Source organism: Billgrantia sp. NRB1 (assembly GCF_056921725.1).
The window spans coordinates 4,023,663-4,036,002 of sequence record NZ_CM167783.1 but is presented as its reverse complement, the minus strand read 5'-3'; the positions used below and the strand labels follow the sequence as shown (position 1 = coordinate 4,036,002).

General features: G+C 68.3%; 11 protein-coding genes. 10 read left to right on the top strand and 1 reads right to left on the bottom strand.

Features of this window, described 5'->3' with window-relative positions:
- The first annotated feature begins 21 nt into the window (after positions 1-21).
- From pcaF to ACZIYR_RS18460, 5 genes are all read left to right on the top strand, one after another.
- Positions 22-1,224, top strand: a complete 1,203-nt coding sequence (gene pcaF / locus ACZIYR_RS18480; protein ID WP_483527670.1) for a 3-oxoadipyl-CoA thiolase — start codon at positions 22-24, stop codon at positions 1,222-1,224.
- Positions 1,225-1,238: 14 nt separating this feature from the next.
- Positions 1,239-2,279, top strand: coding sequence for a zinc-binding dehydrogenase (locus ACZIYR_RS18475; protein WP_473031802.1), 1,041 nt, complete (start codon positions 1,239-1,241; stop codon positions 2,277-2,279).
- Between the two features lie 645 nt (positions 2,280-2,924).
- Positions 2,925-4,136 (top strand): benzoate/H(+) symporter BenE family transporter, encoded by a 1,212-nt coding sequence (locus ACZIYR_RS18470; protein WP_483527669.1) that lies wholly within the window; start codon positions 2,925-2,927, stop codon positions 4,134-4,136.
- A 137-nt stretch (positions 4,137-4,273) separates the two neighbouring features.
- The gene (locus ACZIYR_RS18465) at positions 4,274-5,086 is read left to right on the top strand and encodes a universal stress protein (protein WP_483527668.1); all 813 of its coding nucleotides are present in this window, start codon (positions 4,274-4,276) and stop codon (positions 5,084-5,086) included.
- Positions 5,087-5,278: 192 nt separating this feature from the next.
- A complete protein-coding gene (locus ACZIYR_RS18460) occupies positions 5,279-6,304 on the top strand; it encodes an LLM class flavin-dependent oxidoreductase (RefSeq protein WP_483527667.1) in 1,026 nt (341 codons plus the stop codon).
- An 81-nt stretch (positions 6,305-6,385) separates the two neighbouring features.
- On the opposite strand, the gene ACZIYR_RS18455 is transcribed toward ACZIYR_RS18460, so the two are convergent.
- Positions 6,386-7,414: a LacI family DNA-binding transcriptional regulator gene (locus ACZIYR_RS18455; RefSeq protein WP_483527666.1), complete on the bottom strand. Its 1,029-nt coding sequence runs from the start codon at positions 7,412-7,414 to the stop codon at positions 6,386-6,388.
- 152 nt (positions 7,415-7,566) lie between these two features.
- Here ACZIYR_RS18455 and ltnD point away from each other — a divergent pair, with 152 nt between their 5' ends.
- The 5 genes from ltnD to denD are packed head-to-tail and all read left to right on the top strand — an operon-like array spanning position 7,567 to position 12,327.
- On the top strand, positions 7,567-8,511 hold the full coding sequence (ltnD, locus tag ACZIYR_RS18450) for an L-threonate dehydrogenase (RefSeq protein WP_473031798.1): 945 nt from the start codon (positions 7,567-7,569) through the stop codon (positions 8,509-8,511).
- Positions 8,508-9,839, top strand: coding sequence for a 3-oxo-tetronate kinase (gene otnK / locus ACZIYR_RS18445; RefSeq protein WP_473031797.1), 1,332 nt, complete (start codon positions 8,508-8,510; stop codon positions 9,837-9,839). The genes ltnD and otnK overlap by 4 nt, the downstream gene beginning before the upstream one ends.
- Positions 9,836-10,507 (top strand): 3-oxo-tetronate 4-phosphate decarboxylase, encoded by a 672-nt coding sequence (otnC, locus tag ACZIYR_RS18440; protein ID WP_473031796.1) that lies wholly within the window; start codon positions 9,836-9,838, stop codon positions 10,505-10,507. Before otnK ends, otnC begins: the two co-directional genes overlap by 4 nt.
- Positions 10,508-10,531: 24 nt before the next feature.
- Positions 10,532-11,332, top strand: a complete 801-nt coding sequence (gene otnI, locus ACZIYR_RS18435) for a 2-oxo-tetronate isomerase (RefSeq protein WP_483527665.1) — start codon at positions 10,532-10,534, stop codon at positions 11,330-11,332.
- A 35-nt stretch (positions 11,333-11,367) separates the two neighbouring features.
- Entirely contained in the window at positions 11,368-12,327 is a 960-nt protein-coding gene (gene denD, locus ACZIYR_RS18430; RefSeq protein WP_483527664.1) for a D-erythronate dehydrogenase, read from the top strand.
- The last annotated feature ends 13 nt before the right edge of the window (positions 12,328-12,340 follow it).

Below are 12,340 nucleotides of genomic sequence, written 5' to 3'. Positions count from 1 at the left end.
GTGAATAATTTGGTGCCAGTTATGAATAGTGTCTACCTCTGCCATCCGCGGCGCACCGCCATCGGCCGCTTCGGCGGCACCCTGGCCAGCGTGCGTCCCGACGATATGGCCGCCACCATCTTCAAGGCGGTGCTGGCCGAGGCGCCGGATCTCGACCCTGCCGCCATCGAAGAGGTCTTTATGGGCTGTGCCAACCAGGCCGGTGAGGACAACCGCAACCTGGCGCGGATGTCGGCGCTGCTGGCCGGCCTGCCGGTGTCCATTCCCGGCACCACCCTGAACCGCCTGTGCGGTTCCGGCATGGACGCGGTGGGCACCGCCTTCCGCGCCATCAAGGCCGGCGAGATGGAGCTGGCCCTGGCCGGTGGCGTGGAGTCCATGTCCCGCGCCCCCTACGTGCTGGGCAAGGCCGACAGCGCCTTCTCCCGGGGCCAGAAGATCGAGGACACCACCATCGGCTGGCGCTTCGTTAACCCGCAGATGAAGAAGGCCTACGGCGTCGACTCCATGCCCGAGACCGCCGAGAACGTGGCCGAGCAGTTCGCCATCTACCGCGAGGACCAGGACGCCTTCGCCCTGCGCTCCCAGCAGAAGGCCGCAGCTGCCCAGGCCGCCGGCCGCTTCGCGCTGGAGATCACCGCCATCGAGATTCCGCGCCGCAAGCAGGAACCGCTGCGCTTCGACCAGGACGAGCACCTGCGCGCGACGACGCTCGAGAAGCTCGCCGGGCTGCCGACGCCGTTCCGCGAAGGTGGCAGCGTCACCGCCGGCAACGCCTCCGGAGTCAACGACGGCGCCGCCGCCATGCTGGTGGCAAGCGCCGCCGCGGTGGAGACGCACGGCCTCACCCCCATGGCGAAGATCCTCGGCATGGCCACCGCTGGCGTCGAGCCGCGCATCATGGGCATCGGCCTGGTTCCCGCGGTGCAGAAGCTGCTCGAGCGCACCGGCGTGTCGCTGGACGAGATCGACGTGATCGAGCTCAACGAGGCCTTCGCCGCCCAGGCGCTCGCCTGCATGTGCGAGCTGGGGATCAAGGATGACGACCCGCGGGTCAACCCCAACGGCGGCGCCATCGCGCTGGGCCATCCGCTGGGGATGTCCGGCGCCCGCCTGCTGCTGACCGCGGCCCACGAGCTGCAGAAGAGCGGCAAGCGCTACGCCCTGTGCACCATGTGCGTAGGCGTGGGGCAGGGCATTGCCACGCTGCTGGAGAGGGCCTAGCCATGCAGGGAACCATGAAGACCGTCGTGATTACCGGCCACGGTGGCAATGAGGTGGTCGAGGTCAGGCAGGGCGAGCGGCCCCGGCGACGGCCGGGCGAGGCGCTGGTGCGCCTGGAGGCGGGCACCCTCAATCAGGTCGATCTCTACATGCGTAACAGTGGCGCGGGCATCACCCACGAGCTGCCGCTGGTGATGGGGCTGGACGGCGCTGGCGTGGTGGAGGCCATTGAAGAGGGCGAGACGCGCCTGGCGACGGGCCAGCGGGTGGTGGTCTTTCCCAACCTGACCTGCGGGCGGTGCGAGTTCTGCCAGCGGGGCGACGACGTGCTCTGCACCCGCATGAAGCTGATGGGCGAGCATGTGGACGGCACCTTCGCCCAGTGGCTCAGCGTTCCAGTGGAGAACCTCTTCCCCATGCCTGCGCACCTGGACTTCGTGCAGGCCGCGGCCCTGGGGGTCAACTACCTCACCGCCTGGCGGATGCTCTTCACCCGAGCGCAGCTGAAGCCCTGGGAGACGGTGCTGGTGTTCGGGGTGGGCGGCGGTGTGTCGCTTGCCGCCATGCAGCTGGCCGCCAGCATCGGCGCCAGAGTGATCGTCACCTCCCGGGAGGATGACAAGCTCCAACGGGCCCTGACGCTGGGCGCCCACGAGGCGATCAACGGCAGTACCGAGGAGGTGGCTCGACGCGTCATGGCGCTGACCGATGGCCGCGGCGTGGACGTGGTGGTCGAGAACGTTGGCGAGGCCGTCTGGGCCTCGGCCATGAAGTCGCTGGTGCGCGGCGGGCGCCTGGTGACCTGCGGGGCGACCTCGGGGGACCAGCCCTCGGCGGATATCAGGCGTCTCTTTATTCGCCAGCTGCAGATCATCGGCTCCACCAGCGGCAACGCTTCCGAGTTTAGGGAGCTGATTGCCTATGTGGAGCGTCACGAGATCACACCCGTTATCGACAGTGTCTATCCCCTAGAGGCTATTTGCGAGGCCCTGGATCGTCTCAAGGCAGGCGGTCGAATGGGCAAGGTTGGGTTGGCCCTGCAGTCGAGTGGCTAGCGGGGTGGCGCAAGGCTCGTGACAAGGCGTGACATGTTCTCTCTCGGTCAGTGATGACCGGTGGCTTGGCGACGGGTGAACTCGTCGCCTTTTTTGCCATCTTCTGCACTCATTATGCTTTTGTCGCAGGCTCTCGGCGTTGCTGGATTGACAAAAATGCCACCTTTCCCCGAATCATTGCCCCAAGAGCGTTGGGGATCTTCCATTCTGGCAATGCAAGGCCAGCGGCATTGGACTTGTGTGCAATGTCCAATCCTGCCGGGACCTGCTGAAGGCAGGGTATAGTCGGCGAAACCACCGGAAATCATGGTTTTTTGTGGCTTTTGGATGGCAAGAGGACTTGGCCGGCCGATACCCCAGGGGTATGGCAGGTTACGCACACGATATTGGTTAGCCCTTTCGGCGAGCGCCAGAATCTCCTAACACCCGACAGGAGTGGAAGCTCACGACGATTCTATGGAGCCTTGCTCTCCTCCCTGATATGCAGTGAGATGCGCTTGGGATAGGCCCAAGGAGGTTATTCGACAGGAAACCGGGATGTCGAACATAGCTCTCTGGGAGCGGGTATAACAACCAGCCGACTCAAGGCCGCATAGTGAGGCCTCGCCTGGCTAAACCGCCTATCACCTGTAATAGGAAATTGAAATGCAACTGCACAAGGACTGGTCGATCCCCGCCCTGACCGCCGGTTTCGTGGCGGTGCTGATCTCCTACTCCGGCCCCCTGGCGATCTTCTTCCAGGCGGCCCAGAGCGCGGAGATCTCGACGGCCATGATGACCTCCTGGGTCTGGGCGATCTCTATCGGTGCCGGTCTCTCCGGCATCCTGCTCAGCCTGTGGCTGAAGGTGCCGGTGGTGACGGCCTGGTCGGCACCGGGGACGGCGCTGCTGGTCACGCTCTTTCCGGGGCTGTCGCTGAACGAGGCGGTGGGCGCCTACCTCACCGCCGCGGCGCTCCTCTTCGTGGTGGGTATCACCGGCTCCTTCGACCGTATTATCCAGGCGATCCCGCCGGGCATCGCCAGCGCCATGATGGCGGGCATCCTCTTCCAGTTCGGCGTCGGGGTCTTCCTGTCGCTTGAGCCGGTGCCGGCCCTGGCCATCGGCATGCTGGTCGCCTACCTGGCCTTCAAGCGGCTCACCCCCCGCTACAGCCTGATCCTGCTGCTGATCGTCGGTGTGGTGCTGGCGGTGGTGCTGGAAGGGGCCAGCCTGCGCGGGGTCTCGGTGCAGCTGGCCGAGCCGCAGTTCATCCGCCCCGAGTGGACCTGGAACGCCACACTGAGCCTGGCGATCCCGCTGGTGCTGGTCAGCCTCACCGGGCAGTTCCTGCCGGGCATGGCGATCCTGCGTACCTCCGGCTACACCACCCCGGCCAAGCCGATCGTCACCCTGACCAGCCTGACCTCCTTCGCCACCGCCTTCTTCGGCGGCATTACCACGGTAGTGGCGGCCATCACCGCGGCGATCTGCACCGGCAAGGAGGCCCACGAGGATCCCGACAAGCGCTACGTGGCCGGAGTGGCCAATGGCGTCTTCTACCTGGTGGGTGGCACCTTCGCCGGCACCATCGTGCTGCTCTTCACCTCGCTGCCTGGCGAGTTCGTGGCGATTCTGGCGGGATTGGCGCTGATCGGCGCCATCACCAGCAACATCAGCGCTTTCGCCGCCCAGAAGGGGCACCTGGAGGCCTCGGTGATCACCTTCATCGCCACGGCGTCCGGCATCAGCTTCCTGGGCCTGGGCTCCGCCTTCTGGGGTGTGGTGGTGGGGGTCCTGGCCTACCAGCTGCTGCATCGTCCCTTCGGGTTGCCACGGCGGCCAGATGGCGAGGCGGCTTCCGAGAAGCGGCCCTAGTCGCCAGCGTCGAGAACCGCGGCACTTGCTACACTGCTTTGCAGCGAAGGGGCTGTCGAGACGCGGTTTCCGGTGGCAGATTGCCAGGAGTCGGCGAGGCTCGGACAGTCGTTGGCAGAGGCTATGGAGGTGCTGAGATGCTGACCATTCATGTGGCGATCGACGAGTCGGTCTACTCCCTGCGCGGCATCATGCTGGCCGAACTGCTTCAGCGGCAGCTCTCGGCCCGGCTGCTGCTGACCTCCGTGGCCGGCTCGGCAGAGCGCGCCGAGCGGCATCGAGAGGCGCTCCTCCAGCTGCTCGAGCGCCATCGGCTGAGCGAATACGCCGAGTCGCTGAACGTCGAGGTGGGGGAGAGCCCCGCTGCCGTGCTGGCCCGGCTGGCCTCCCAGCCGGACAGCCTGCTCTGCCTGACCTCCCATGGGCGGCATCCCGCCTCCGAGCTGTTCCTCGGCAGCGTGGCGGGCCAGGCCGTGCGGGAAGCCGGTGCACCGGTGGTGGTGCGCGGCCCGCGCTTCGACCCGGAGGCGATCCGGCGCATCGATACGGTGATGGTCTGCGTGGACGGCTCGACGCTCTCCGAGGCCATGCTGCCCCATGTGGTCGAACTGTCGCGCCAGCTTGGGGCGCGCCTGCAGCTGCTGCAGGTGCTCGGCAAGGAGTCGGCGGAGGACGTCACGGAAGAGGGTGCCCAGGGCGATGTGATGGAGTCCAGCTATATGCACGGTCTGGCCAGGCGAGTGCACCAGGCCGATGGCCTCGACCCCGACTGGGAAGTGCTGCACGGCAACCCGGCCCAGGCCATCGTCGACTACCTGGGCGACTGCCAGAACACCCTGCTGGCCATGACCACCCACGGGCGCAGTGGCCTGGCCCGGGTGATCAGCGGCAGCGTCAGCCATGCGGTGCTGCACGAGGCGCGCTGCCCGGTGGCGATCCTCAGGCCATAGGACGACGCCCCCGGCCCACCCGCCAGAACGCCTCTCGCTCGGGCGCTGTCGATGCCTTGCGCTGGCGTTTTGGCGCCTGAGCCAACGGCGACCGAGTGTGCGATGCGGGCGCCGTGTCACGCGGTGGATTGCATATCGCCGCCGCTGCCCCGAAGGTGGGAGTCATCAGCAGGCTAATAATTTGGAGCTTTCATGCCTCGACTCGCCGATACCCCGCTTTCCGTTCTCGACCTGGCGCCGATTCGCCAGGGGGGCAGCGCCGCCGACAGCTTCCGTGAGAGCGTAGCCCTGGCGCGGCTGACCGAGCGACTCGGCTTCAGCCGCTTCTGGCTCGCCGAGCATCACGGCATCGAGGGCATCGCCAGCGCCGCCACCGCCGTGCTGATCGGGCATGTGGCGGGGGCCACCGAGCGCATTCGAGTGGGTAGCGGCGGTATCATGCTGCCCAACCACCCGCCGCTGGTGATTGCCGAGCAGTTCGGCACCCTGGAGGCGCTCTATCCGGGGCGCATTGACCTGGGCCTGGGGCGAGCGCCGGGCTCCGATGGCGCGACCATGGCCGCCCTGCGCCGCGATCCCCATGCCGGTGTCGACGACTTCCCTCAGCGTCTCGCCGAGCTGCAAGGCTTCCTGGGTGACGCGCAGCCCGGCCAGCGCGTGCGCGCCGTCCCCGGTCAGGGCGCGAAGGTGCCGATCTGGCTGCTCGGCTCCAGCGGCTACAGCGCCCAGCTGGCCGCCCGACTCGGCTTGCCCTTCGCCTTCGCCGCCCAGTTCGCCCCCGGCTACCTGTTCGAGGCGCTGCGCCTCTACCGCGAAAGCTTCCGCCCCTCCGAGGTGCTCGCGCGCCCCTACGCCATGGTCGGCCTGCCGGTGATCGCCGCCGAGAACGACGCCCTGGCCGAGTACCTGGCCACCACCGCCAAGCAGAAGTTCCTGGGGATGATCCGCGGCGCGCGCACCTGCGCCAAGCCGCCGGTGGAACACCTGGCGATGACGCCCGTCGAGGAAGCCCAGCTGCAGCAGTTTCTGGGCGCCGCCATCATCGGCGGCCCCGAGACCGTTCGCGAAGGCCTCGAGCACTTCCTCGAACAGACCGGCGCCGACGAGCTGATGCTCAACACCGACGTGTTCGCCCTGGAGGATCGCCTGCGCAGCTACGAGATCGTCGGCGGACTCGAGCCGCGCTCCCCCGTGGTCGCAGCGGCCCAGTCCGGCTGATCGGCGGCCGCCTCAGCCATGCGGCGCGGCACGAGGCGCCCTGGCGGTATGCCTTTGGCGCGGCTCGAGAGGGCACCGGCATCAGCAGCTCTCGCCTATGCGCAGCTTGAATCCGACATCATGCTGAAGACGACGCACCCGCTTGCCGGCCAGCCGGTTGAGCACCTCTTCCGCCGCCACTCGCCCCATGGTCTCACGGGGCGAGTGGATGGTGGTCAATCGCGGTGTGACGAACTCCCCCAGCGGAAGGCCATTGAAGCCGGCGATGGCGATGTCCTTGGGGACTGCCAGCCCCAGGCGCTGCGCATGCAGCAGGGCGCCACTCGCCAAGTCGTCATTGGAGAAGTGAATGGCATCGGCTCGAGGATGCCGCTTCAGGACCTCTTCGAGCCCCATGGCGCCGGCGCTCAGGCTGCCTAGCTGTTCGAGTTCGATCAAGGGGGCCTCGTGGCCGGCAGCCTTGAGCACCTCGCCGTGGCCGGCATAGCGCATGCCGGCGCGGTAGTCCTCGGCCATGCGGGCGCCCACATAGACGATCTGGCGGTACCCCCGGGCCAGCAGGTGGCGGGCCATGCAGCGGCCGGCCTCGGTGTGATCCAGTCCCACGTTGAGATCCAGCGCCTCGCCCAGCTCCATCACCTCCATGATCGGATGGTCCCACTGTTGCAGCAGGGTACGGCAGGCGTCGCTGTGGCGCAGCCCGGCGGTGACCAGCGCCGAGCACGACCAGCCCAGGAAGGTACGCACCAGCTGGGCCTCGCGGTCGAGGTCGTAGTCGGTGTTGCCGAGCAGAATCTGGTAGCCGGCCGCCTCGAAGGTCTCCTGCAGTCCCTGGATCACCTCGATGAACACCGCATTGGCCAGCGACGGCACGATCACCGCGATAAAGCGTGAACTGGCCGACGCCAGGCTGCCTGCCACTAGGTTGGGGACATAGCCGAGCCGCTCGACGGTGGCCAGAATGTGTTGCCGAGTCTCGGCATTGACGCGCTCCGGCGTATTCAGTGCCCGCGAGACCGTGATCGGCGATACCCCCGCGGCCTCGGCAACCTGGGCCAGGGTCGTGCGTGCCGAGCTGCGCCGCCGACGTGGTGGAGATGTCTTAGACATTGGTCGTGTCCTTGCAAGCCTATCCTTGATGATAACCGCTACCTCTACTAAAAGAGATGTTAGCGCTACCATGTTAGCGCTACCAGCTCGACCAAGCCGACACTCCCTGACGGCTTGATTGGGCATCATGACACCTGGCCTAGGAGATCAACGTGAGCCATAGCAGCCCTCAAACAGTTCCACGCGTGGGTGTCGTCGGCCTGGGGGCAATGGGCATGGGGGCCGCGCTGGCGCTCCATGAGCGTGGCCTGACAGTGACCGGCTGCGACCTGTCGGCCACGGCTCGCGAGTCCTTCGCGGCCCAGGGCGGCAGCAGCGTGGCTTCGACCGCCGAGCTGGCCGACTGCGAGGTGGTGGTGCTGCTGGTGGTCAACGGCGAGCAGGTCGAGCAGGTGCTGTTCGGCGAGCAGGGCCTGGCGGGCAAGCTTGCCGCGGGGAGCCTGGTCATCCAGTGCGCCACCGTGGCGCCAAGCCAGGCGCGTAGCCTGGGCGAGCGGCTGGCCGCCGAGGGGCTGGCGATGCTCGATGCCCCGGTCAGCGGCGGGGCGGCCAAGGCGCGCAGCGGTGACCTCTCGGTGATGGCGTCCGGCGACCCCGCCGCCTTCGACAAGGCCCGGCCGGTGCTGGATGCCATGGCCGCCACCGTCTACCGCCTGGGCGATGACGCGGGTGTCGGCTCGAGCATGAAGCTGGTCAACCAGCTGCTGGCCGGGGTGCATATCGCCACCGCCGCCGAGGCCATGGCGCTGGGCATCCGCATGGGCCTCGACCCGGACACCGTGTATGAGGTGATCACCCACTCGGCGGGTAACTCCTGGATGTTCGAGAACCGCGTGCCGCATATCCTCGAAGGCGATTACACCCCGCTCTCGGCGGTGGACATCTTCGTCAAGGATCTCAATATCGTGCATCAGACCGGCCGCGAGCTGGCCATGCCCACGCCGGTGGCGGCGAGCGCCCTGCAGCAGTTCACCGCCGCCAAGGGCGCCGGCTTCGGTCGTGAAGACGACGCGGCGGTGATCAAGGTCTACCAGCGGCTGTCGGGCATCGCGCTACCCGAGGCCGCCAATGACGCCGACGCAGGAGGTGACGCATGAGCCTGGTACTGGGTGCCATCGCCGACGACTTCACCGGCGCGACCGATCTCGCCAACAACCTGGTGCGCGCCGGCATGCGCTGCGTGCAGCTGATCGGCGTGCCCGACGACGCGCTCGACCTCGACGACGTGGACGCGGTAGTGGTGGCGCTGAAATCGCGCTCCTGCCCGGTGGACGAGGCGGTGGCCGACTCCGTGGCCGCGCTCGAGTGGCTCCAGGCGCGCGGCGCACGTCAGTGCTTCTTCAAGTACTGCTCGACCTTCGACTCCACCGACGCGGGCAATATCGGCCCGGTGGCCGATGCCCTCGTGGAGCGGCTTCGGGCGACAGAAACAGGGCAGCAGCTGGGCGGCGGCCAGACCGTGATGGTGCCGGCGTTTCCGACCAACGGCCGCAGCGTCTATCAGGGCCACCTGTTCGTCGGGGACCGGCTGCTCAACGACAGCGGCATGCAACACCACCCGCTCAATCCGATGACCGATGCCGACCTGGTCAGGGTGCTGGGGCGCCAGACGCCGCATGCTGTTGGCCTGGCAGCGCGACCGACACTCGCGCGAGGCAGCGAGGCGACGCGTGCCCATCTGGCCGACCTGGCAGCAGACGGCGTGCGCCATGTGATCTGCGACAGCCTGGACGAGCAGGATCTCGAGGTGCTGGCCGAGGCGGTGGTCGACTATCCGTTGGTTACCGGTGGCTCTGGCCTGGGGCAGGCGCTGCCAGAGCAGTATCGCCGCCGCGGCTGGCTGGCCGAGGTCAGCGAGCCGGGCCGGCTGGCGCCGGCCGCTGGCGGCGCGCTGGTGCTATCGGGGAGCTGCTCGCGGGCAACCCTTGGCCAGGTGGCCGAGTTCCTCGCGCATCATCCCGGCATGGCCCTCGACCCCCTGCAGCTCGCCGAAGGCGAAGCTCATTTCGATGCCGCCCTGGCCTTTGCCCGTGAGCAGCTCGCCAGCGGCGGCCCGGTACTGGTCTACGCCTCCGCCGACCCCGAGCAGGTCAAGGCCGCCCAGCAGGCGCTGGGCGTGGCGCGTGCCGGCGAGCTGGTAGAGCAGGCCCTGGGCCGACTAGCGCGGACGCTGGTCGATGAAGGCGTCGGGCGCCTGGTGGTGGCCGGCGGCGAGAGCTCGGGGGCAGTGGTCTCGGCGCTGGGCATTCGCCAGCTGCGCATCGGCGGCCAGATCGACCCCGGCGTGCCCTGGACCCAGGCGCCGCTGACGGACCGCGAGGCGCCGCTGTCGCTGGCGCTCAAGTCGGGCAACTTCGGCGGTGAGGACTTCTTCATCCGCGCCTTTACGGTGCTCGATGAGCTGACCGGGGAGGGCAAGGCATGAGCGAACGCAAGGCCCCCAGTGCTCATCTGGGTCAGGAGAGTCAGCTGCGCGAACAGATCGCCACCCTCGGCAAGTCGCTGTTCGACCGCGGCCTGACCATGGGCTCCAGCGGCAACATCAGCGTGCGCCTGGAAGATGGTGGCTGGCTGATGACCCCCACCAACGCCTGCCTGGGCCGGCTGGACCCGGCGCGTATCTCGCGCCTCGATGCCCAAGGTGATTGGCAGGGCGGTGACAAGCCCACCAAGGAGCACTTCCTGCACATGGCGATGTATGCCGAGCGGCCCCGGTCCGGTGCCATCGTGCACCTGCACTCCACCCACTCGGTGGCGGTCTCCTGCCTGCCGGATATCGACCCCTGCGACTGCATCCCGCCGCTCACCGCCTACTACGTGATGCGGGTGGGCCGGCTGCCGCTGGTTCCCTACCACGTGCCCGGCGACCCGACCCTCGGCGATGCGGTGCGCGGCCTGGCGGGCCAGCACAGCGCGGTGCTGCTGGCCAACCACGGCCCGGTGGTGGCCGGCAAGAGCCTCGAGGCGGCGGTGTATGCCACCGAGGAGCTGGAAGAGACCGCCAAGCTGTTCCTGCTGCTGCGCGGCGAGAACCCGCGCGCCCTGACGGCGGAGCAGGTCGCCGAACTCGAAGCGCGCTTCCCGCGCGACTGATGCGAACCGAACCGGATACCCACGATGATTCGACTGGCCGCCAACCTCAGCATGCTGTTCCACGAGCACGACTTCCTCGAGCGCTTCGCCGCCGCTGCCGAGGCGGGCTTTCGCGGCGTCGAGTACCTGTTTCCCTATGCCCACGACCCCCGGGTGCTGCGCCAGCGGCTCGATGAGCACCGCCTCGAGCAGGTGCTTTTCAACCTGCCGCCGGGGGACTGGGACGCCGGCGAGCGCGGCCTGGCCAGCCTGCCGGGACGCGAGGCGGAGTTTCGCGACTCGGTGGTGGAGGGGCTGCGCTACGCCGAGGCGCTGGGCTGCCCCCGCATCCACGCCATGGCCGGGCTGCTGCCCGCCGATGCCGACGACACGACCCGCGCCGCCCATCACGCCACCTATCTCGACAACCTGCGCTTCGCCGCCCGCGAGGCCGCCAGGCTGGGGCGCGAGGTGCTAATCGAGCCGATCAACACCCGCGACATGCCGGGCTTCTTCCTCTCCCGCCAGGCCCAGGCCATGGCGGTGCTCGACGAGGTCGGCGAGCCCAACCTGCGCCTGCAGTTCGACCTCTACCACTGCCAGATCATGGACGGCGACCTGACGCACCACCTGGAGCGCCAGTTCCCCGCCGTCGGCCACGTGCAGATCGCCGGGGTGCCGGAGCGCCACGAGCCGGATGTTGGCGAGGTGCACTACCCGGCGCTGTTCGCGCGCCTCGAGGCGCTGGGCTATGCCGGCTGGATCGGCTGCGAGTATCGTCCGGCGGGCGATACCCGTCGGGGCCTGGGCTGGGGCCAGGAGTACGGGCTTCAGCCACAGGGCTAAGGTCACACACAACGACAACCAGGACGCTACGTTTCATGCATATACTGATTACCGGCGCCGCCGGCTTTCTCGGCCAGCGCCTGCTGCAGCAACTGGTCGCCCGCGGCGAGCTGTGCGGCCAGCCGATCACCCGCTTCACGCTGGTCGACCAGAGCGAGGCCGCCGTACCCGAGACCTCGGGCATTGCCTTCGATCGTCAGGCGCTGGATATCACCGCCCCCGGCGCCTGGGACGGCGTGCTCGATACCCGGCCCGACGTCATCTACCACCTGGCGGCGGTGGTGAGCTCCGCCGCCGAGGCGGATCTCGACCTCGGCATGGCGGTCAACTTCGACGCCACCCGGGCGCTGCTGGAGGCCTGCCGCGCCCGCGACCTCGGCGCCACACGGCTGGTGATGGCCAGCTCGGTGGCCGCCTACGGCGGTGACCTGCCCGAGACCCTCGACGACATGACCGCGCTGCAGCCGCAGAACTCCTACGGCGCGCAGAAGGCGATGTGCGAGCTGCTGATCAACGACTACAGCCGGCGCGGCCTGGTCGACGGCCGGGTGCTGCGCCTGCCGACCATCGTGATTCGTCCCGGGCGGCCCAACGCCGCGGCGTCGAGTTTCGCCTCCAGCATCCTGCGCGAGCCGCTGGGCGGCGAGGAAGCGATCTGCCCGGTGCCGGTCGAGCAGCCGCTGTTCGTGATGTCGCCGGGCAAGGTGGTCGAGGCGCTGGTGCACGGCGCCGAGGTCGACGGCGAGGCGCTGGGCAAGTTCCGCGCCTTCATGCTGCCGGGGATCACGGTCACGGTTGCCGAGATGCTCGAGGCGCTGCGCCAGGTGGCCGGCGACGAGGCGGTGGCGCGGGTGCGCCACGAGCCCGACCCGCGCATCCAGGCCATCATCGCCAGCTGGCCGGCACGCTTCGACACCGCCAAGGCCGACCGCCTGGGCTTCCCCGGCGATGACGATTTCAAGCAGATCATCGATGCGTTCATTAACGAGCGCTGATGAGTCCCCTCAC